The sequence below is a fragment of the Streptomyces sp. NPDC028298 genome (assembly GCF_055565895.1).
Genome location: NZ_JBVHTL010000008.1, coordinates 367231 through 388603, shown reverse-complemented (window position 1 = coordinate 388603; position 21373 = coordinate 367231). Strand labels below are relative to the sequence as shown.

18 protein-coding genes, 1 tRNA gene and 1 riboswitch are annotated in these 21373 nt (G+C 71.7%); of the genes, 13 read left to right on the top strand and 6 right to left on the bottom strand.

Features of this window, described 5'->3' with window-relative positions:
• The first annotated feature begins 118 nt into the window (after positions 1-118).
• The 3 genes from ACZ4TO_RS32340 (at position 119) to ACZ4TO_RS32330 (ending at position 1954) form a co-directional block, all read left to right on the top strand.
• Positions 119-823 carry a LamG domain-containing protein gene (locus ACZ4TO_RS32340; protein ID WP_385044777.1) on the top strand — a complete coding sequence of 235 codons (705 nt, stop codon included), beginning with the start codon at positions 119-121 and terminating at the stop codon, positions 821-823.
• Positions 824-946: 123 nt separating this feature from the next.
• Positions 947-1117 carry a hypothetical protein gene (locus ACZ4TO_RS32335; RefSeq protein WP_382778773.1) on the top strand — a complete coding sequence of 57 codons (171 nt, stop codon included), beginning with the start codon at positions 947-949 and terminating at the stop codon, positions 1115-1117.
• Positions 1118-1207: 90 nt separating this feature from the next.
• Complete coding sequence (locus ACZ4TO_RS32330) at positions 1208-1954, top strand: alpha/beta fold hydrolase (protein ID WP_468026102.1); 747 nt, start codon at positions 1208-1210, stop codon at positions 1952-1954.
• Between the two features lie 12 nt (positions 1955-1966).
• Here ACZ4TO_RS32330 and ACZ4TO_RS32325 read toward each other — a convergent pair whose 3' ends face one another.
• Positions 1967-2143, bottom strand: coding sequence for a hypothetical protein (locus tag ACZ4TO_RS32325; protein ID WP_382778771.1), 177 nt, complete (start codon positions 2141-2143; stop codon positions 1967-1969).
• A gap of 480 nt (positions 2144-2623) precedes the next feature.
• Positions 2624-2795, top strand: a riboswitch (cyclic di-AMP (ydaO/yuaA leader).
• Between the two features lie 7 nt (positions 2796-2802).
• Between ACZ4TO_RS32325 and ACZ4TO_RS32320 the strand changes: the two genes are divergently transcribed.
• Complete coding sequence (locus ACZ4TO_RS32320; RefSeq protein ID WP_468026101.1) at positions 2803-4932, top strand: C40 family peptidase; 2130 nt, start codon at positions 2803-2805, stop codon at positions 4930-4932.
• Positions 4933-4992: 60 nt separating this feature from the next.
• On the opposite strand, the gene ACZ4TO_RS32315 is transcribed toward ACZ4TO_RS32320, so the two are convergent.
• Positions 4993-5310 carry a hypothetical protein gene (locus tag ACZ4TO_RS32315; RefSeq protein ID WP_382778769.1) on the bottom strand — a complete coding sequence of 106 codons (318 nt, stop codon included), beginning with the start codon at positions 5308-5310 and terminating at the stop codon, positions 4993-4995.
• A 210-nt stretch (positions 5311-5520) separates the two neighbouring features.
• Between ACZ4TO_RS32315 and ACZ4TO_RS32310 the strand changes: the two genes are divergently transcribed.
• The 4 genes from ACZ4TO_RS32310 (at position 5521) to ACZ4TO_RS32295 (ending at position 9179) form a co-directional block, all read left to right on the top strand.
• Complete coding sequence (locus tag ACZ4TO_RS32310; protein WP_382778768.1) at positions 5521-6051, top strand: helix-turn-helix transcriptional regulator; 531 nt, start codon at positions 5521-5523, stop codon at positions 6049-6051.
• 84 nt (positions 6052-6135) lie between these two features.
• Complete coding sequence (locus tag ACZ4TO_RS32305) at positions 6136-7311, top strand: DUF2306 domain-containing protein (protein ID WP_468026100.1); 1176 nt, start codon at positions 6136-6138, stop codon at positions 7309-7311.
• Positions 7312-7392: 81 nt separating this feature from the next.
• Positions 7393-8322, top strand: coding sequence for a hypothetical protein (locus ACZ4TO_RS32300; RefSeq protein WP_468026099.1), 930 nt, complete (start codon positions 7393-7395; stop codon positions 8320-8322).
• Positions 8323-8486: 164 nt separating this feature from the next.
• A complete protein-coding gene (locus ACZ4TO_RS32295; protein WP_382778765.1) occupies positions 8487-9179 on the top strand; it encodes a hypothetical protein in 693 nt (230 codons plus the stop codon).
• A gap of 92 nt (positions 9180-9271) precedes the next feature.
• On the opposite strand, the gene ACZ4TO_RS32290 is transcribed toward ACZ4TO_RS32295, so the two are convergent.
• Complete coding sequence (locus tag ACZ4TO_RS32290) at positions 9272-10450, bottom strand: PP2C family protein-serine/threonine phosphatase (protein WP_468026151.1); 1179 nt, start codon at positions 10448-10450, stop codon at positions 9272-9274.
• A 474-nt stretch (positions 10451-10924) separates the two neighbouring features.
• On the opposite strand from ACZ4TO_RS32290, the gene ACZ4TO_RS32285 reads away from it, so the two are divergent.
• The 4 genes from ACZ4TO_RS32285 (at position 10925) to ACZ4TO_RS32270 (ending at position 14527) form a co-directional block, all read left to right on the top strand.
• On the top strand, positions 10925-12958 hold the full coding sequence (locus ACZ4TO_RS32285) for a DUF1996 domain-containing protein (protein WP_468026150.1): 2034 nt from the start codon (positions 10925-10927) through the stop codon (positions 12956-12958).
• Between the two features lie 244 nt (positions 12959-13202).
• The gene (locus ACZ4TO_RS32280; protein WP_382778763.1) at positions 13203-13634 is read left to right on the top strand and encodes a hypothetical protein; all 432 of its coding nucleotides are present in this window, start codon (positions 13203-13205) and stop codon (positions 13632-13634) included.
• Between the two features lie 83 nt (positions 13635-13717).
• Positions 13718-13791, top strand: a tRNA-Met gene (locus ACZ4TO_RS32275).
• Between the two features lie 142 nt (positions 13792-13933).
• On the top strand, positions 13934-14527 hold the full coding sequence (locus ACZ4TO_RS32270) for a uridine kinase family protein (RefSeq protein ID WP_382778762.1): 594 nt from the start codon (positions 13934-13936) through the stop codon (positions 14525-14527).
• 94 nt (positions 14528-14621) lie between these two features.
• On the opposite strand, the gene pflA is transcribed toward ACZ4TO_RS32270, so the two are convergent.
• The 3 genes from pflA to adhE form a co-directional block, all read right to left on the bottom strand.
• Positions 14622-15449, bottom strand: a complete 828-nt coding sequence (pflA, locus tag ACZ4TO_RS32265; RefSeq protein WP_382778761.1) for a pyruvate formate-lyase-activating protein — start codon at positions 15447-15449, stop codon at positions 14622-14624.
• Between the two features lie 74 nt (positions 15450-15523).
• Complete coding sequence (gene pflB / locus ACZ4TO_RS32260) at positions 15524-17788, bottom strand: formate C-acetyltransferase (RefSeq protein ID WP_468026098.1); 2265 nt, start codon at positions 17786-17788, stop codon at positions 15524-15526.
• Between the two features lie 61 nt (positions 17789-17849).
• Entirely contained in the window at positions 17850-20540 is a 2691-nt protein-coding gene (gene adhE / locus ACZ4TO_RS32255) for a bifunctional acetaldehyde-CoA/alcohol dehydrogenase (protein ID WP_382778759.1), read from the bottom strand.
• A gap of 375 nt (positions 20541-20915) precedes the next feature.
• On the opposite strand from adhE, the gene ACZ4TO_RS32250 reads away from it, so the two are divergent.
• The gene (locus ACZ4TO_RS32250) at positions 20916-21368 is read left to right on the top strand and encodes a flavodoxin family protein (RefSeq protein WP_355764289.1); all 453 of its coding nucleotides are present in this window, start codon (positions 20916-20918) and stop codon (positions 21366-21368) included.
• Positions 21369-21373 lie beyond the last annotated feature (5 nt).

The window sequence follows — 21373 nt, the reverse complement described above, 5'->3', positions numbered from 1 at the left end:
TGCCGCCGGTTCACCCCGATGGGTTGTTTTGTGGCAAGTTGGGGTGAACGGGGCGTGGATGTCCGTGGCTCGGGGAGAACCTGGACGTTCGCGAAACGCCGTCATCGAGGAGTGCCCCGTGTCCGATGTCGTCTTCACGGCGGATTTCGCCTCGACCCGCCAGTGGGTCGCGGGCCATTCCTGGGCCTATCCCGACGGCGGTCCGGTCAACCCGGACGACGGCAAGCTCGACCATCTGGTCACGGACCCCTCCTACAGCCGGACAGGCCGGTTCCGGGCCACCAGGCGTCCGGACGGCGACTGGGACGCGGGTCTGCTGACCACCGAGGGCAGCGCGGACGGGTTCATGGTCCGCACCGGGGACGTGCTGGAGGCGCGGGTCAAACTGCCGACGGTGACGGGGGCCTGGCCGGCGATCTGGACGTGGCGGGACGGCGGTCAGGAGATCGATGTCTTCGAGTACCACCCCGACAACCCCGACCTGCTGGAACTGTCCAACCATGTGCGCAACACCCACCGCTACTACCGCAACCAGGCGATCCAGCCGGGTGCCTGGGTGGACCTCGTGGTCGAGTTCGGCGCCCTCCGGGTCGTGTGGTGGGTGAACGGGATCCGGGCCTTCGACGACCGGCGCGGAGTGGGCAGGTCCTGGCACGCCTATCTCATCGTCAACCTCTCCGTCTGCGCTGGGCGTTACCATCCGCCGCCTCCTCCCGAGGCCTCCGAGATGGACTTCGAGGTGGCCCGGCTGACGGTCCGCAGACCCCTGGTCGGCAGGCCCTTCCCCGCGACCGAGGAGTACGAGGCCGGCCTTCTCGACTGACGCCGGAGCGGGCCCCGGCAGATGCAGCCGGGCAGGTGCATCCGCCGGGGCCCTCGGCGCGGAAGTACGGCATCAGAAGCGACGTCGCGCCCGTGCGCGTCGCGCCGACGGGTGCCGAGGGCCATGCCGAATCCGCAACCGGGGGACGCCCCCGAGTCCGCCTACGTCAGTCACGTGGGCAACTGCCGCACGTGCCAGCGGGAGTCGGGACGCTGCCCGCAGGCGGCCCGCCTCTGGCGCTTCTACCAGGAGTGGCGCAACGGCTACCGCCCGCGGCCCGAGCCCAAGGAGTGAGCTTGGGGCGGGCCCGTGGCCGGTGAGAGGATCCCTCCTCACGGTCCAGTGCGAGGCGTGGACGAAGCGCCGCGAGAGTGGAGGGGTGTCATGCGAGGCTCTGTGCGGATGTCCGCGGACGATGTGTCCGGGTCCGGGGAGAGCGCCGACTCCGTGGCGCTGCGGCCCTGCCGTACCCCCCGTCCGGACGCGGCACCGGCGCGTGCGGCCGTACTGGTCCTGCACGGCGGCACCGCCGACAGCAAGGCTCCGCTGCGGCCGTGGAACCTGGCACGCGCCCGGATGCGGCCCTTCGTGCGCTCCGTGACACGGGCCCTGCCGGACGCGGACACCTTCGTCGGGGAGGTGCGCTACCGGCACCGGGGATGGAACGGCGCCGACGCCGACCCCCTCGCCGACGTCCTGCGGGCACTCGACGAACTCGCCGCTCTGGTGGGGGAGGTGCCGGTCGTGCTCGTGGGTCACTCGATGGGCGGGCGCGCGGCGCTGCGGGCCGCGGCCGCGCCGCGGGTCCGTGCCGTGGTGGCGCTGGCACCCTGGTGCCCGGAAGGCGAGCCGGTGGCCCACCTGCGGGACAAACGCGTCATCGTGCTCCACGGGGACCGGGACCGGGTCACCGACCCTGCGGAGTCGTTCGCCCTCGTCCGCCGGGCGCTGGAGGAGGGTTCCTCCGCGAGCGCCGTGCGGGTCGAGGGCGGTGACCACGCGATGCTCCGCCGTGCGCGGACCTGGCACCGCGCCACGGCTGCGACGGTCGCCGAGCTGGTGACCCGGATCCGCGACGGCCTCGACCCGCTCCCCGCCGAACGACCGGGCGGGGAGCCGGACGTTCTCTAGAGTGCGCCCACCTCAGTTGCCCGAGCCCGGTGTGTCGAGTCGGTCGTCGGGGTCGGGGGCGGGGGAGAAGGCGCGGCGCGAACCGGACGCCGGGCGCGCGGCGGAGGAGGGGAGCGGGACGCCCGACGACGGATCCCAGCTCAGGATCCACTCGAAATCGCGTTGCAGCCGACGTGCTTCGCTTCGCACGAGTGTCGGTATGTCACCGCGTTCGGAGATGAGTTGGGCATAGATCGGCGCATCGTGCACGTGGGGATCCTCGACTCGCTCGCGTGGTCTGACGTGCATCGACGGTACGGGCGGCACGTGGTCCCAGCGGTGATCCGGCCAGCTCGGCCAGAACCGGTCAAGGTGTGACCAAAGGGCGCCGCCGATGTCGAACGACCTGCCAGGGAACGCCAGTTCCGTGCACACTTTCGACACATCCGGCTCGGCTCCGCGCGTCCTCCGCGGGTCCGGACCGGGCGCCGGGTGCCGGTCCCCTCAACGGCCGTGCTCAGCCGCCTTTTCGAGTACGGCCCGTGTCCTCACGGTCGCGCTGCGGGATGGTGCGATGAAGGTCACGAAAATGTATCGGACATCTGGGACGTGGATCTTCACATCGGGTGCACACCCTCGCTAAGTTGGCGACCAGGCCGCCCGACTCCCTCCGGCGAAGTTCGCCGGGCGGTGCGGCCTCCGCCGAGTCCTGCCCGTCCTTGTGACTGCGGGAGCCGGGGACCCACCGAACCTGGGGTGAATCGGTCAACTGCCTTTCGGGGCAGGGGCCGTAGGGCATACCTTCCGGAATCGTCCGCCCGAACCCGACAGCTAACCCGGTAGGCGGACGACGGAAGGAGCACCACTCCATGGCGCCGGAACGCACCCCGCCCAGTGGCGAAGAAGTCGCCCGAAGACTCTCGTCCCTCTACGACCAGGCGGAGCTCGCCACCGGTAACTTCAACGGGACCCGCGCGCTGGCGAACTCCAGTCGCAGGCAGGGCCGGCGGGGCCCGGGGCAGGGGAGCGGGGTTTCCGACGCCGCCCAGGACGACCTGATGCGGCAGTGGTTCGACGGGGCGCGTTCCCGGTTCGGACCCTCGGCTCCGGCCTCGCTCCCGGCCGACAGGAAGCCCGAACGCGGTGGCGCCGGTGCCCGTCCGAAGGAGGGTGCGAAGGGGTCCAAGGGATCCTCCTCGGACCTTCCGACGATCTACGAGCTCGAACAACTCGTCCGGCCGGTGGCCGAGTTGACGGCGGCTCCGGTGCTGGAGCTGACCGCCGGTCCGACGTCGGAACCGGGTGGGCGGCCCGCCCTGGAGCTGACCGCCGGTCCGGTGGCCGCGCTCCCGGCCGGCGGTGCTCCGGCGGTGCCGGGATCCGAGGTGGCGGTCCGTGCGGGGCTCCGCGCCGGGGCCGCTCCGGCCGCCGCGTCGCAGCAGTCCTCGCCGTACGTCAAGAAGCAGAGCGCCCGGCGCAAGCTCGGCGTCGCCCGGGAACTGATCGCGCGGCACGCGGCACGGCAGGGCATGCCCGTCGCGCAGGCGCAGGCGCCGGCGATCGAGTACCGCCCGTCGGTCGGTCAGACCGGTTCGTTCCCGGCGGTCGGTCAATCGGGTTCGTTCCCGTCCGTGGCCCAGACCGGTTCCTTCCCGTCCGTCGGTCAGACGGGCTCCTTCCCGTCGGTCGGCCAGACCGGTTCGTTCCCGTCGGTCGGCCAGTCCGGCACCTTCCCGTCGGTCGGCCAGTCCGGCACCTTCCCGTCGGTCGGTCAGACCGGCTCCTTCCCGTCCGTCGGCCAGACCGGTTCGTTCCCCTCGGTCGGTCAGTCGGGTTCCTTCCCGACCGTCGGCCAGACAGGTTCGTTCCCGGCCGTCTCCCAGAGCGCTTCCTTCCCGGCGGTCGGTCAGTCCGGCACCTTCCCGGCGGTCGGTGAGTCGGGCTCGTTCCCGTCGGTCGCCCAGCCCACCGCGTTCCCGTCGGCTCCGCAGGCCGCCCCGTTCCCGTCCGCCGCTCAGACCGGCACGTTCCCGTCGGTCGCCCAGGCGCCCGCGTTCCAGGCGGCGCCCCAGCCGGCCGCGTACGAGGCGGCCCCGCAGGCCGCGCCCGCGCCCGGGGTCTTCGACACGGGCTCCATGCCCCGGCCGTACGAGCCCGCGCCCCCGGCCGCCCAGCCCAAGGCGGTCATCCTGCCCCCCGGGTACGAAGCGCCCGCCCCGGCCCCGGAGTACACCTCCGTGCTCCTGCCGCTGTCGTACGACAAGCCGACGCGGCCCAGCGGGTACCAGCCGGCCCCGATGCCTCCGGTGAGTGAGCCGGCGCCCCAGCCCCCGGCGTACGAGACGGCGCCGCGCGCCGCCGCCTACCAGCCGGCCCCCATGCCTCCGGTGAGCGAGCCGGCACCGCAGCCGCCCGCGTACGAGGCCACCCCGCGCCCCGCCGCCTACCCGTCGGCCCCGATGCCCCCCGCGAACCAGCCGCCGCCCCCGCCGGTCGACGACGCCTGGCGGCAGTCCTTGCGGCCGAACGGCAACCAGCAGGCGTGGCCCGCCGCTCCCGGGGCCGCCGGCACCAGCCCCGGGTTCGACATCGACAGCCTCGTCGCCGGCGCAGCCGCCGCCCCGCCGGTCGTCGGCCACGACAGCAGGGCCGCCGAGGCGGTCGCCTTCGCCCGTGCCCAGATCGGCAGCCCGTGCGTGTGGGGAGCGTCCGGACCCGGTTCGTACGACCCCTCCGGTCTCACCCAGGCGGCCTGGAAGAGCGCGGGAGTCATGCTCCCCCGGGCGACGCAGGACCAGGCGCAGGCCGGCGCGGCCGTCGACCTCGCCGCCATCCAGCCCGGCGACCTGGTCTTCTTCCACGCCAACGTGAGCCACGTGGGCCTCTATGTGGGTGACGGCCTGATGGTCCACGCGCCGAGCCCCGGAGCGCGGATCAGCGAGGAGTCGGTCGACTACGCCGGGCGGGCGGCCGTCCACAGCGTCGTACGCCCGGCCTGAGGCCGCGGCTCGGCCGTCCTGGACCCATCCGGTACCGGGTAGGTCCAGGACGTACCGACGTCAGAACTCGCTGTCGATCCCCGTGACGGCGGCGGGTCCCAGCGGGGCGTCATCGGCCGACAGGCCGCTGTCCTGGAGCGCGCCGGAGACGAGCCGTACGGCCTCGGCCTCGGCGCTTCTGCGGTCCGCCGCCTCGACCTCGAGCCGTACGGAGAACCTGTTGTCCTCGTCGACGGAGAGCAGGCTCAGCTCCTCGGTCTCGCCCAGGTCCGTGTTCTGCGGATCCTGGGGGCGAAGCCTGCGCTCCACGTCGGCACGGGAGGCGTCGGGCAGGCCGTGGACGAACGTCCCGGGAACGGTGATGACGTAGGTGGTCACAGGAACTCCTAGTGCGGCCGGCGCGAGGGCCTGAAGTGCGGTCGGTTGTGTGATCGCCCGTATACCCCGCATTGTGCCGGGCACCCGGATCTTCTTCGCGTCGGACGCCGCCCGCGTGCCGCGGCCGTGGGTCCGGCGGAGTCGGCCGGGCGGTGGCCGGGACCCGGCGCCGCCGCCCGTGCGGTGATCGCGTGGCGATACCGTCGCCCCATGGCTGACGCTAGGTTGACCACCGCCTCGTACCTCGTCCTCGGCATCATCGACAAGCTGGGCGAGGCCAGCGCGTACGACGTCAAGGGGGAGGCGGCGCGGACGGTCGCGCCCTTCTGGTCGGTGCCGCACGCGCAGGTGTACGCGCAGTGCGACCGGCTCCTCGACGCCGGGATGCTGTCCCAGGTGCGGCAGGAGAGCGGCCGCAACCGCAGGGTGCTGACGCTGACCGACGAGGGCAGGGCGGCTCTGCGGGGCTGGCTCGACGACTCCGCGTTCGTACCGGTGGAGGCCCGTGAGCGCGGCATCCTCAAGCTGTGGTTCGGCGGCCGGCCCGAGGTGCTCGGTCCCGTACAGCTCGACGAGCACCGCAGGACCCTGCGCGAGTACGAAGAACTCGCCGAGACCGTCGGGGAGTTGCTGACGCGGGGACAGCGGGACGCGCTGGAGTTCGGAATCCGGTACGAGCGGATGATGATCGATTTCTGGGGCTGGGTGCAGCGCCGGGACGAGGACACGACAGACCGTTGACCCCGGCGGCGGACGGCCCTACCGTCTCGATAGTCCAAACGAGACTATCGCTGGCCGGGTCGCGGCCACGAGCAGGGAGTCGTCGTGCGTCGTCCGACGGGTACCACCTGGCGCCGCCTCGCCGTCATCGCCTTGACGGCCGTGTGTGTGGGCTACGCGCCGATCGCGATGACCGAGCTGTGGCCGTACGCGCGCCCCGGCGCGCCCGCGTACGGTGAGTGGATCCTGGCCCACGTGGTCTCCCCGCGGTACGTGGCCGACGCGCTGGCCACCCGGATCGGGCCCTACCGCCACAGCCTCGTCCCGATGATCGTGCACTCCGTCCTCGGCGGAGTGCTGATGCTGCTGGGCCCCGCGCAGGTGCTCACCGCCGTACGGCGGCGCGTACGGCTGCACCGGGCGCTCGGGGTGGTCTTCGCGCTGACCGTGTACGCCTCGATGGCCGGCGCCGGCCTGTACCTGGCACGCACGGCCCCCGAGGACGCCTTCAGCGGCGCCGCGTTCTGGATCGTGCTCGCGACCATCCTCGTGGGCACCGTGATGAGCGTGACGTTCGGCGTGCTCGCCGCCGTCGGCGGGTTCCCCGACCTGCACCAGCGCTGGATGCTGCTGTGCTACGGCTTCCTGCTGACCGCCCCGCTGCTCCGGTTCGAGTGGGGCGGCCTGCCGATGCTCCTGCCCGGGCTGTCCATGGCCGAGATCAACCAGCTCGCCACCATGCACCTGGGCTCCGTCGTCGCGTTCGGCGCCCTGATCGCCTCGCGGTCCCTCGACCGGCGCTCGCGGGTCGCCGGGGTGTCCGGGTCGTGGGCGCCCGTCCCCGTCCTGGCCGTCGCGCACCTCGCCGGGGCCGCCGCGCTGGCCTGGATCGCGCGCGCCTCGCTGGACCACGGCGCACAGGGGCGCCGGCTCCTGCTCGCCTATCTCCTGCCGTACGCCGTCACGTACACGGTGATGGCCCTGCGCGCGAGGACCGCCGGCCGAGAGGGCCGCCTCTGGGCGCGCGAGGAGTGGCGCCTGCACTGGGTCGCCCTGTGCCTGGCGCCGGTGCTGTCGGTCGGGGCCGCCCCGCTCTTCGAGCGGTCGCTGGGACTCGACGGGCTCACGGCGCTGGCCGCGGGGGCGGCGATCGGCTGCGGCATGACGGCGTTCGCGGCGACCCTGATGGTGAGCCTGCGCGTCATGTACGCCCGGGAGGTCCTCAAGCGGGCCGTGCCCGCCCCCGGTTCGGCCGGTCGTCTCTCGGCGCCGGTCCCGTAGCCCACGCTCCGGCCCCTCGTGCCGTCGCTCCCGGTCAACTCGTCCACTCCACCGCGCCCTTCGCCCGGAAACGGAATCCTCATGCCGAACGCATCCGACCCGCCCCGGACCGACGACGACGTCCCGGAGCAGCCCACGGCCCGCGCCGCGGACGGGCGGCCGCTGACCGCGGGAGTGGTGATGCTGGCCACCGCGGTCGCCGTGGTCGGCGTCCTCGTCGGCGGCCTGCTGGCGGCCGTGGCGCTCACCGGACACGTCTTCGGCGCCTGGCGCTCCGTCGAGTCGCTGACGCCTGGGCTGATCGGCGCGGCCATGCTCGGCACCGCACCCGGCCTGTTCGCGCTGAACCGGGTCCGCGCCTGGCACGAGGCCCGCTCGCTCGTCCACCCGCTGGCCGTCGTGCTCGTCGGACTGTTCACGGTGAGCCTGCTCAACGCGGGCCAGTTGTACATCGCCACGGGCGGCTCCATCGTCCCGGTGCTCTTCAGCCTCGGCTGGCTCTTCGTGCTCGGCACGCTGTGCGTGTGCGCCCTGATCGCGCTCGCCTGGCAGTACCTCACCCCCGGCCGGCCCCCCGGCCCGCGTGGCGCGCCGCTGCCCGGCTGGTCGAAACCGGCGCTGGCCGTGCTCGGTTCGGCCTGGCTCGGCATCGGTACGGGGCTGCTCGTACGCCCCGGCTTCTGGGCCGACTTCGTGCCGTGGAGCGTGAACCGAGCCGACGCGCAGGGGCTCGGGGTATGGGCACTGGCCCTCGGCGTCGGCGTCCTCGGGGCGCTCGCCGAGGACGACCTGGGCCGTACCGGACCGGCCCTGATCGCACTGCCCGGCACCGCCGTCGCCGTGACCGTCGTCCTGGCCTGCCGCGCCTCCGCCGTCGACTGGTCCTCGGGGCCGGCTCTCTGCCTCGTCGCCATGGTGGCCGGGCTCCTGCTGGCCGGCCTCAGCGGACGCGTCCTGCTCGCGCGGTCCCCGGCGGCACGACCCCGGCGGGCCCCCGCCGTCGGGAACTGAGGGTCGAGGGCCGGGACGGATCGCGCGGACCAGGCGTCGCTGCCGACTCCCGGCAACGTCGTCCCCGTCATCACTGCCGGACGGAGGAAGGGCCGTGGTCCGGACCAGGGCGGCAGGATACGAGGCGTCGACCGACGAGGAACGTTGCCGGGGGTGGTACAGCTATGCGCGGGTGGCGTCGTCCTCCGCCCGTCCAGGAGCCGGATCTGACGGCGTATCTGCGGAGCACGGTGTGGGGTCCCGCCGAGTTCGTCGGATGGCCGCCCAGGCGGCTGGTGGGGGAGGGGCTCCTCGTCGGGGCGCTCGGAGCCGGATCGATCGTCGGCGCCGGGGTCGCCGGCGACCGGACCGGTGTACCCGTGCTGGCGAGCGGTGAGGCGGGCCTCGTCTGCGCCGGGATCCTCGTCCTGCACCTCGTCCGCAAGCGGGCGGGGCGGGCCCTGGTCGGCATCGTCGCGGTACTCGGCGTGTGTCTCGCCCTCCAGGCCCCGCAGGCCGCGGCGGACGTGGTGCCGGTCGACGGGGAGCGGGTGGCGCCCATGGTCGTCACGTCCGTCGACGACGAGGGAAGGGCGGGCGCGGGGCGCACCCGCCTCCTCTGCTCGGTGGTCGCCCGGGACGGTGCGCCGCTCACGGTGCGGGTCCTGCGGGGATGCGGGCGGTCCACCCGGCCGGGGGACGTCCTCGCCGTCGTCTACGACCCCGAGGGGCGGATGCCGCCCCGTGCGCTGGCCACGGGACCCGTGACGACGGGGCCGCTGCGTGCCCTGGCCGCCCTGGCCGCGGCCCTCCTCGCCGGATGCGTGCTCGCCGTCGTCCGCTCGCACCGCCTCACCACGGCGGGCTCCACCGCCTGACGCCGAGGGTCCCGCTGCCGTCGCGGTCGCTCCTCCGGACGGGGCGCCGGCCGGCCCGGTGATGCCCGGGCCGGCCGACGCCCCGGGCGGCCTCACAGCGGGAGGATCACCAGCGCCGTGTCGTCCGTGATGCCGTCGGGCGGGAGAAGGTCCGACAGCAGCGCGTCGGCGAGGGCCTCGGGCTCGGCCCGGCGGTGGTGGGCCAGCGCGGCGGCCAGGCGCCCCAGACCCACGTCGATGTCCTCGAGGCGGCGTTCGATCAGACCGTCGGTGTACAGCACGAGGGTGTCGCCCGCGGCGAAGTCCGTCGCGGCCTCGGGGCGCTCCACATGCTCCGGCCGGGCTCCCAGCGGCGGGTCGGTCGCCCCGTCCAGGAACTCCACGCTCCCGTCGCCATGCAGGAGGGCCGGCGGAGGATGCCCGGCGCTGCTGTACGTGATGGTGCGGGTCTCCCAGTCGATCCAGGCCGTCACGGCCGTGGTGGACTCGGCGCCCTCCACGGAACGCGCGTACAGCCCGAGCACCTCCAGGGCGCGCGCGGGACCTTCGGCGGCCCGCGACGCGGCACTGAGGGCACTGCGCAACTGGCCCATGACGCAGGCGGCGGAGAGGCCGTGGCCCACGACATCGCCCACCGCGACCGCCATCCGCCCTTCGTTCAGCGCCACCAGGTCGTACCAGTCGCCGCACACGTTCAGCGAACTCGTGGCCGGCCGGTAGCGCACGGCCGCCCGGTGCGGCCCCACCTGGTCCGGTGAGGGCAGCAGGGCGTCCTGGAGGGCGACGGCGACCTCCCGCTCCCGGGCGTGGGCGCGCCGCAGGCGCTCGTTGAGCTCGTGCAGTTCGCGGGCCCGCGTGAACAACTCGGCCTCCAGCACCGGGCTCCGGCTGCCCTCCTCGATTCCGCCACGGGCGCGGATGAACTCGGTGACCTCCTCCACCCGGTGGACGACCAGCGCCACGGTGCCGTCCTCCCGGAGCACGGGGGAGTTGACCGGGCTCCAGTAACGCTCCTGCCAGACACCCGGCCGGTCGAGGGACTGCACGTCGTAGCGCTGCAGGGCCATGGAGTCGCGTTCCCCGGTCTCCACCACCCGGCGCAGGGACGCCTTCAGGTTCCGCATCCCGGTGGCCGCGGGGTCGCCCGGCCGGTCGGGGAAGACGTCGAAGAGATACCGGCCGACCAGTTGCTCGAGGGAGCGCCCGGAGTTGCTCAGATAGTCGTCGTTGGCGTCCACGAAGACCAGTTCGGGCGTGAGGAGGGCGACCATGCCGGGCAGGGCGTGGAAGACACCGCGGAAGTCGATCTCCGCTCCCGTCACTTTTCACCGCCTCGTGCCGCTGCCCTGGCCGTGCTCACGGTGGAAGCGGCGGAGCACCCTGCCCTGCTCCACCGGCCCCGGGCGGGACCGGGGCCGCGCCCGGGGCACACCCGTGGTGCAGTGTTCCCATCAGGCCATCGGTCCGCGCCCGGCGCAACCGCAGGGGGTGCGGGCCCCGCTCGCTCCCCCCGGTCCGCCCCGGGGGGAATGCCTTCCGGCGTCCACCGGAGCGCCCTGGGGAAGTTGCTCCGTACGGGGTCGCTGTGAATTTCAGGGACGGCTGAACACAACGCGACCCGTGTGCGTATAGGGCCGGGGGATTTCCATGTCGAGCCGACCACGACGCGTAGGAGCACCACCTTGGGACGCAACAAGCGCAGACGCCCAACGGGCGCACGCCGCGCGACCTCTGCAGCTTTCGCACTGATATTGGGCGGAGGCGGACTCGTAGGAGTCAACGTCTACGCATCGGCGTCCGAGACCGGCGCGACGGACGCACAGGTCCTGTCCGCCGGCTCCGCCACCATCGACTGCCCCGATGTGGGCGAGCAGTTGAAGACGGTCCCGGACGCCGCGAAGGAGGGTGTCGACAAGGAACTCGCGGATCTGGACCAGCAGATCGCCGAGGCCTACCGCCAACTCCAGGCCGGTGCGGACCAGATGCAGCAGAACGGCGACAGCGGCGCCGACGCCGTGATGAATCCGCTGAAGGAGAAGCGGTCCCAGTCGATCGGCCGCATCGTGGCCGCCATCGACGCCGCGGGCGACCCGCCGAGCGGGCTCGACGGCTTCGCGGCCTGCACCCTGCGTCCCTCCGGCAACCAGCCCGGCACCGGGGCGGACACCGGCCAGAGCGCCGCGCCGCAGGACCAGGGCGGCGCCTCACCGAGCGCGAGTGGCGCGCCGCAGGACCAGGGCGGTCAGCAGGGCGGTCAGCAGCAGGGCGCCCCGGCCGGCAACGGCCCCGTGGCCGCCGACTACGCCGACATCAAGTCCGTGCAGCCGAACGCCCAGAACCCGCAGCCCCAAGCCGACGCCTCCCAGGGCGAGTTCGTGTCGAGCTGCGGTGTGAACGCCAACGGCCTGTTCAACTCGGACAACGTGATCGTGGCCCCCGGTGTCAGCAACGGCGCCCACCACTTCCACGACTACATCGGCAACCAGTCCAACACCGCGTTCGCCAGTGACGACGACCTGGCCAAGGCCGACACCTCCTGCCAGGACAAGGGCGACAAGTCCTCGTACTACTGGCCCGTGGTGCGCCTCCAGAACGGAAAGCAGGAACGCGACGCGGGAGCCCCCGGCGGCGGGACCGAGGGCAACGCCGGTCAGATCGTCACGCCCAAGCAGGTCACGCTGACCTTCGTCGGCAACCCGCGCAGCAAGGTCACGGCCATGCCCCGCCTGCTGCGCATCATCACCGGCGACGCCAAGGCGTTCGTCAACGGGCCCGCGAACGCCAACGCCTCCTGGAGCTGCACCGGCTTCGAGGACCGGCAGTTGAAGGACAAGTACCCGCTCTGCCCGCAGGGCAGCGACGTCGTGCGCACCTTCAAGTTCCAGAGCTGCTGGGACGGCGCGAACATCGACAGCGCCAACCACCGTACGCACGTGGCCTTCGCCGACGCCCAGGGCAACTGCCCGGCCAACTTCAAGGCCATTCCGCAGTTGGTGCAGCGCATCGTCTACGCCATCGACGCGCCGAGCCTCCAGGACGGCGGCCGTACGTCGCCCCTGTTCGCGGTGGACTCCTTCCCGGAGAACCTCCACAAGCCGGTCACGGACCACGGCGACTTCATCAACGTCTTCGACGAAGGCCTGATGAACGACATGGTCGACTGCATCAACAACGGCAAGAAGTGCGGTGCGGGCGCCGGGGGCGACAACGGCAACGGCAACGGCAATGGAGGTGGCAACGGCAACGGGGGTGGCCAGCAGGAGGACCCGCCGGCCACCGACGAGCCGTCGCAGACCGCCGACCCGAACCCGTCCGAGGCGGACCCGAACCCGTCGGAGGCTGACCCCAACCCCTCCGAGGCGGACCCGAACCCCTCTGAGAACCCCTCCGAGGAGCCGGCGCCCACCGCGGACGACGGCAAGGGCGGAAACGCCGGTGACAACGGCGGCGGTCAGACCGCCGAGCCCACCGAGGACGCGCCGGGCACCGAGCCGGCCGGGGACGCTCCCACCGCCACGGTGGAGCCCAAGTCCGACGTGACGTCCTCGCCGCGGGAGACCGCGGGCGACGACCAGGGCGGCGAGGTGGGGACACCCGCGCAGACGCAGCCGGCCGCGGAGACCTCCTACCCGCCGGCCACGTCCGGCATCGAACCGCAGGCCGTCGGCACCGGCGGGCTCGCCGAGACCGGCGCGAACCTGTGGCCGGGCATCATCGGCGGGATCTGCGTGCTCGCCGGCGCCTTCGTGCTCTACCGGATCCGGCGCACCTACGGGTGACCCGGACCGGCCCGCCACGGGCGACTCCCGACGGGATGAGCCCTGAGGGAGGAAACCCGCCGGCGGAGTCCTGACGGACGATTTCCGAAGGACGATTTCGAGGGGGCTCGTGGCCTGTGAGGACAGGCCACGAGCCCCCTCGGCCGTGTCCCGGACGGCCGTCTCGACCGGCGCCGCGCGCGGATTCACAGCATGCTGGTGTGAGACGCGATCATGTCGTCCACATTGGGGAAGGCGAAGCTCCATGGACGCATCAGAGCAGGCACCGGATGACCGGCCCCTCGACCTGTACCTCGAAATGCTCCGCCTGCGCATGGATCCGGCGGACTACGCGCTCTTGCTGCGCATGGTCGAGCCCGTACTCGAAGCGATCAGGGAGGAGAGGGTGGGAGCGATCGAACTGTGTCTCGACGGCGCGGAACCCGACAGCGTCCCGCAGGAGGTCCGTGACGAGGCGTCCCTCGTGGTCGCCGTCGCCGTCACGGGACGTCTGGACAACCGGATCGTCGAGCTGGAGACCGAGGAGATCGGTGTCGTCCGGGTCGTCACCGATTCGGGTACGGCGGACGATCCCGAGCGGTGCAGGGAGATCGCCGACTTCATCGGAGAGCGGCACCGTCAGGACGAGGAGCTGCGGGGTATCGCCGAGGTGAGCGGTCTGCCCACCGACGTGTGACCGCTCGCGGAGCGCGCGCCGGCCGACGGCGGGCGATCATGGTCACGGGACCGGAAAACGTGACGTAGAGTTGTGTTCACCGACGCGGGGTGGAGCAGCTCGGTAGCTCGCTGGGCTCATAACCCAGAGGTCGCAGGTTCAAATCCTGTCCCCGCTACTCGAAGTCAGAGGGGCCGACACCATGTGTCGGCCCCTCTGCCGTGTGTTCCGCCGCGCCCGTCCGGACCCGTGAGTCGTCGGAACCTACGAGTGTGCCGAATCGGCCTGAACGCGGCACCCGGCGCGGCCACAATCTCCCCATGACGAAGATCGAAGCTGTCGCGGAGAGCGTCGTGGCCGCCGCTCGCGCCCGCGGCAACCAAGGACTGGTGCTGATCGCGGTGGACGGCATGGGCGGGTCGGGCAAGTCGACCCTGGCGTCGGCCGTGGCACGGCTCGGCGGCGGTGTGGTCGTGCACGGAGACGATTTCTACCGTCCGATGGACCCGGACGAACGCGCCGCACTGACGCCCACGGAGGGGTACGACCGCTACTTCGACTGGCAGCGGCTGCGCGACGAGGTCCTCACCCCGCTCGCCACGGGCCACGACGCCCACTACCGGCGCTACGACTGGCCGACCGGGTCCCTGGTGACGGACGAGCTGTGCGCCGTCACCTGCGACGGCATCGTCCTCGTCGAGGGCGTCTACACCGCCCGGCCCGAACTCGTCGACCACTACGACCTGGTCGTCTACGTGGACACCCCGCCCGAGGAGTCCATGCGCCGGCTGCGGGCCCGCGGCGACGATCACGGACCGATCGACTGGGAGGCCCGCTGGCGGCTGGCCGAGGAGCACTACCTGATCACGACCCGCCCCCGGGACAGGGCGCATCTCGTGGTCCCCGGCCACTGAAGGCCGAGGGCCGGACCATGCACGTCACCGCCTCCGGTCGCCCGGCCGGAGGCGGTGCGCGGGGAGCGCCGGGCACCCGCGGATCAGCGGATCGTCATACGGCGTACAGGCCGTGCGAGGCGAAGACGGAGCGGGCCTCGGCGATCTGGGCGGCGCTCGGGACGGGGGTGGAGGCGAGCGTGAAGTTCATGCCGAGGCCCGCCCACTTGTCGGCGCCGAACTTGTGGAAGGGCAGCACGTCGACGCGGGTGACGTTGCCGAGGGACGCCGTGAAGGCGGCGACTCCCGCCACGTTCTCCGGGGGGTCGGTCAGCCCCGGGACCAGGACGAAGCGGACCCAGACCTCCTTGCCGAGTGCGGCCAGACGACGGGCGAACACCAGGGTCGGCTCCAACTGACGGCTGGTGAGACGCATGTAGAGCTCGCGGTCCCAGGACTTGATGTCCAGGAGCACCAGGTCGACGCTGTCCAGAAAGGCGTCGGTGGCACGCGCGCCGAGGAAGCCGGAGGTGTCCAGGGCGGTGTGCAGGCCCAGGTCGTCGTGGCAGCGGCCCAGGATCTCGCCGGTGAAGTCCGGCTGGAGCATCGGTTCGCCTCCGCTGACGGTGAAGCCGCCGCCCGCGGCGCGGATGAACGGCACGTACTTGGCCGCCTCCGCGACGACCTCGTCCGTCGTGGCGCGCTTGCCGTTGCTCATCCGCAGGGTGTCGGGGTTCTGGCAGTACAGACAGGCCAGCGGGCAGCCGGCCACGAAGAGGACGAAACGGGTGCCGGGACCGTCGACGCCGGTGGACAGGTCCCAGGAGTGCACCGACCCGGTGCGTGGCCCGGTGCCGCGCTGCGGGACGGCCTCCTCGACCGGCCGGTCGGGGTCGGTGGAGACGAGGGGCAGCAGAGCGTGTCCCGGCTGGATCAGGGTCATGACGAAGCCTTCTTCCGTCGTGGCGGTTCCCCGGGAGCGCGGTGCGCGGTCCGCGCTCCCCGGCAGGCGGACGGCTACAGCGACCCGTGGAAGGTGCGGCCCAGCACGTCGAGCTGCTGCTCGCGCGTCAGTCGTACGAAATTGACCGCGTAACCGCTGACCCGGACGGTGAGCTGCGGGTACTTCTCCGGATGCTCCATCGCGTCCATCAGCGTGTTCCGGTTGAGCACGTTGACGTTCATGTGGAAGCCCTGGGAGGTGACGAACCCGTCCAGGACGCCCGCCAGGTTGCGGATCCGGTCCTCGGGGGTGCGGCCCAGCGCGTCGGGGGTGATCGTGTTCGTGAGCGAGACCCCGTCCTCCGCCTGCTCGTACGGCAGTTTGGCCACCGACAGCGCGCTGGCCACGTATCCGTGGGTGTCACGCCCGTTCATGGGGTTGGCGCCCGGCGAGAACGGCTCGCCCGCGCGGCGGCCGTCAGGGGTGTTGCCGGTCTTCTTCCCGTACACCACGTTCGAGGTGATGGTGAGGACCGACTGGGTGTGCTCGGCGCCCCGGTAGGTGGGGTGCTTGCGCACCTTGCGCATGAACTCCTCGACCAGCCACACCGCGATCGCGTCGGGCCTCTCGTCGTTGTTGCCGTACGCCGGGTAGGCGCCCTCGATGCGGAAGTCCACGGCCAGTCCCGTCTCGTCCCGCACCGGAGTGACCTCGGCGTACTTGATCGCCGACAGGGAGTCCGCGGCGACCGAGAGGCCGGCGATGCCGCACGCCATGGTGCGCCGTATGTCACGGTCGTGGAGTGCCATCTCCAGCCGTTCGTAGGCGTACTTGTCGTGCATGTAGTGGATGACGTTGAGGGCGTGGACGTAGGTCTCCGCCAGCCACTCCATCTGCTGGTCGAGTCTGCCCAGCACCTCGTCGTAGTCCAGCGTCTCGCCGGTGACGGCTCCGGTGGCCGGGCCGATCTGGGCGCCGGACAGTTCGTCCCGGCCGCCGTTGATCGCGTACAGCAGTGTCTTGGCGAGATTGACCCGGGCGCCGAAGAACTGCATCTGCTTGCCGACCTCCATCGCCGAGACGCAGCAGGCGATGGCGGTGTCGTCACCGAAGCGCGGGCGCATCAGTTCGTCGGACTCGTACTGCAGGCTGGAGGTGTCGATCGAGACCTGCGCGCAGAACTCCTTGAAGCCCTGCGGAAGCGCCGGAGACCAGAACACCGTCATGTTCGGCTCGGGCGCGGGCCCCAGGTTGTACAGGGTCTGCAGATAGCGGAAGGAGGTCCGCGTCACCAGCGTGCGACCGTCCGAGCCGATGCCTCCGATGGACTCCGTGACCCAGGTCGGATCGCCGGAGAACAGCTCGTCGTACTCCGGGGTGCGCAGGAACCGTACGATCCGCAGTTTGACGATGAAGTCGTCGATGATCTCCTGCGCCGAACTCTCGTCGAGGATCCCGGCGTCGATGTCCCGCTGGAGGTAGGCGTCGAGGAACGTGGAGGTGCGGCCGAGGGACATGGCCGCGCCGTTCTGCTCCTTCACCGCCGCGAGGTAGGCGAAGTACAGCCACTGCACGGCCTCGCGCCCGGTGCTCGCCGGACCCGAGATGTCGGATCCGTAGGAGGCGGCCATCTCCTTCAGCTCGCCCAGCGCGCGGATCTGCTCGGAGATCTCCTCGCGTTCACGGATCACCTCCTCCAGGCGTGAGGCGTCGCGGGGCATCGCGTCCAGGCCGGCCTTCTCCTCCTGCTTCGCCCGGATCAGCCGGTCGACGCCGTACAGCGGGACCCGGCGGTAGTCGCCGATGATGCGGCCCCGGCCGTAGGCGTCGGGCAGGCCGGTGACGATGCCCGCCTTCCGGGCCGCCCTGATCTGCGGGGTGTACGCGTCGAACACCCCGGCGTTGTGGGTCTTGCGGTACTGGGTGAAGACCTTCTCCAGCTCCGGCGAGACGGGATAGCCGTAGGTCTGCAGCGCCCCGGCCACCATCCGCCAGCCGCCGAAGGGCATGATCGCCCGCTTCAGGGGCGCGTCGGTCTGGAGACCGACGATCAGCTCCGTGTCCTGGTCGATGTAGCCCGGCGGATGGGCGGTGATGGTGGACGGGACGTCGTACGACACGTCCAGGACGCCCTTGGCGCGCTCGTCCGGGAACAGATCGGTGATCTTCTTCCACACGGCCGTGGTGCGCTCGGTGGGACCGGCCAGGAAGGAGCTGTCCCCTTCGTACGGGGTGTAGTTCTGCTGGATGAAGTCCCGTACGTTGATCTCGTCCCGCCACAGACCTCCCCGGAAGCCGTCCCAGGCGCTCCGGACGGGCCGCTGCTGCTGCGTGGTCATCGGTGTACGACTCCTTCGCCGTCGATCGGGGTCCGGTCGTTCCCGCGCCGTCCGCGGGGGCTCACACCGGGTCGCCGTAGTAGGCGCGGCGCATCAGTTCCTGCATGTCGGCGAGCATCGGCAGCCTCGGGTTCGCGGGCGCGCACTGGTCCTCGTAGGCGTTCATCGCCTGCTCGGGCAGGGCGTCCAGGAACGCCGCCTCGTCGACCCCGGCGTCCTTGAACGACCGCGGGATGCCGACCTTCTCGCGCAGTTCCTCCAGCGCGTGGGCCAGGGACTCCACACCCTCCTCCGGGGTGTCGGCCGGCAGGTTCAGCATCCGGGCGACGTCCTGGTAGCGCTCGGGGGCGATGTACTCGTGGTACTTCGGCCAACTGGTGACCTTGGTGGGCGCCGACCCGTTGTAACGGACGACGTGCGGCAGCAGCAGCGCGTTGGTGCGGCCGTGGGCGACGTGGAAGGTCGCGCCCAGGGTGTGCGCCATGGCGTGCACCACGCCGAGGAACGCCGAGCCGAAGGCCATGCCGGCGATGGTGCCCGCGTTGTGCATGCGTTCCCGGGCCACGGGGTCGTTCGGCCCGTTCACCACGGCCTGTTCGAGGTTGTCGAAGATCAGCCGGATGCCCTGGAGCGCCAGCCCGTCGGTGAAGTCGTTGGCGTACACCGAGACGTAGGTCTCCAGACAGTGCGTCAGCGCGTCGAAGCCGGAGTCCGCGGTGATGGCCCTGGGCAGGTTGAGCGTGAGCGCCGGGTCGCAGATGGCGACGCTCGGCGTCAGCGCGTAGTCGGCCAGCGGGTACTTCTGCCCGGTGGCGGTGTCGGTGATGACGGCGAACGGGGTGACCTCGCTGCCGGTGCCCGAGGTGGTCGGGATGCACACCAGGTCGGCCTTCTGCCCCAGGTCGGGGAAGGTGAACGCGCGCTTGCGGATGTCGAAGAACTTCTCCTTCAGGTCCCCGAACTCGACCTCCGGGTGTTCGTACATCAGCCACATCACCTTGGCCGCGTCCATCGGTGAACCGCCGCCGAGGGCGATGATGGTGTCCGGCTCGAAGTGGCGCATCATCTCGGCGCCCGCGCGCACGGTGTCGATGCTCGGGTTGGGCTCGACGTTGTCGATGACCCGGACCTCGGTGGGCTCGCTGCGGCGCCGCAGGACGGTGCGGATCCGCTCCAGGTGGCCGATCTCCACCATGGTCTTGTCGGTGACGACGACGACCCGGCTGCCCCGGCGCATGTCGGCCAGGTACTTGACGGAGTCACGCTCGAAGTAGATCTTCGAGGGGATCTTGAACCACTGCATGTTGTTGTTCCGCCGCCCGATCCGCTTGATGTTGATCAGGTTGAGCGCGGTGACGTTCCCGGAGACCGAGTTGCTGCCGTACGAGCCGCAGCCCAGGGTCAGGGACGGCATGAACGCGTTGTACACGTCACCGATTCCGCCCTGCGAGGTGGGCGCGTTCCAGATCACCCGGCACGCCTTGACGGCGTGCCCGTACTCCTCGGCGAAGGCAGGGTCCTCGGTGTGGACGGCGGCCGAGTGGCCCAGACCGTTGAACTCCACCATCTCCGTGGCCAGTCGAACGCCGTCGGCCCGGCTGTCCACCGTCAGCACGGCCAGCACCGGGCAGAGCTTCTCCCGGGTCAGCGGCTCCTCGACGCCGACCTCGGAGACCTCGACCAGGAGCACCGAGGTGTCCTCGGGCACCTCGAACCCGGCACCCTCGGCGATGGCGACCGCGCTCTGCCCCACGATGTCGGCGTTCAACTGGGCGCCCGCGCAGTCGCGTCCGCCCTGCTGTTCGGCGCCGACACCGAAGAGGTACGCCTCCAGCAGCGCCTTCTCGTGGTCGTTGACCGTGTACGCCTTGAGTTTGCGGAACTCCCCGATGGCCTCGTCGCGGATCTCCCGGTCCAGGATCACGGCCTGTTCGGAGGCGCACACCATGCCGTAGTCGTAGGTCTTGGAGAGCACCACGTCGTTGACCGCACGGCGGATCCGGGCGCTCTTCTCGATGTACGCGGGCACGTTGCCGGCCCCGACGCCCAGCGCGGGCTTGCCGCAGCTGTAGGCGGCCCGGACCATCGCGTTGCCGCCCGTGGCCAGGATCGACGCCACCCCGGGATGGTTCATCAGGGCGCTGGTGGCCTCCTTGGACGGCCGCTCGATCCACTGCACGCAGTGGGCGGGGGCTCCGGCGCGCACGGCCGCGTCCCGGACGATCCGGGCGGCCTCGGCGGAGCAGTTCTGCGCGGCCGGGTGGAACCCGAAGATGATCGGGTTGCGGGTCTTCAGCGCCATCAGGGCCTTGAAGATGGTGGTGGACGTGGGGTTGGTGACCGGGGTGACGCCCGCGATCACCCCGACGGGCTCGGCGATCTCCACGATCCCGTCGATGTCGTCGCGCCGGATCACGCCGACGGTCTTGACGCCCTTCATCGAGTGGGTGATGTTCTCGCAGGCGAAGATGTTCTTGACGGCCTTGTCCTCGAAGACGCCGCGCCCGGTCTCCTCGACCGCCATCATGGCGAGCCGGGTGTGCTCGGCGAGCGCGGCCAGACTGGCCTTCTTCACTATGTGGTCGATCTGCTCCTGGGTGTAGTCGGCGTACTCGTCCAGTGCCTCCAGGCCGCGAGCGACCAGCTCGTCCACGTCCTGCTCGACCCCGGCGGAGCCGGACCGGGCGGTGGGGGCGGAGGCTGCTCCGGCCCCGGAGGTGTGCTGGCCGTCCTTCTTCTTGCGGCTGGTCATCGGATCACCCTTCGGTCTAGGTGTGCCGAAACAGCCGGGCTTCAGCGGCTCCGGATTACTTCAAGCCTTGCACCGTGGGCCCGATCGTGCAGCCGGGCGGAACCCCGCCTTCCGGCATGTGCGTGGCGTGTGACGGACGGTGTCGGAGCGCGGATCTCCGGGGGTGCGGAGGAAGACGGACGTTGGCGCGGCCGGTGGTGCCGGGGGTGGTGAACGTCGGCGTGGCCGGTGGTGCTCGGGGTGGTGAACGTCCGCGTGGCCGGTGCTGCTCGCCGTGGACGCCGGGCAGTGCGGCGGGTGCTGCTCGCGTGGACGCCGGGCGGCGCGGCGGGTGGTGCTTGCGGTGGTGCCGGGCGGCGCGGCAGGGTGCGGGGTGTGCCTACTCTGCTGATCGTGCATCACACGCCCTCGCCCAACTGCCAGGCCATGTTCGAAGCGGTGCTCTCCGGCGCGACCGCGCCCGAGATCGAGGGCGTCCAGGTGGTGCGGCGGGCGGCGCTGGAGGCCACCGCGTCCGACGTGCTGGCCGCCGACGGCTATGTGCTCGGCACCCCGGCCAACCTCGGGTACATGTCGGGCGCCCTGAAGCATTTCTTCGACCAGGTCTACTACCCGTGCCTGGACGCCACGGCCGCGCGCCCCTTCGGCTACTACGTGCACGGCGGGAACGACGTCACGGGGGCGGTGCGCGGCATCGAGTCCGTGACGACGGGCCTCGGTTGGCGCCGTGCGGCCGAGGCGGTGAAGGTGACGGGCGAGCCGGGCAAGGCCGACATCGAGGCGTGCTGGGAGCTCGGCGCGACCCTCGCGGCCCAACTGATGGACTGAGAAGG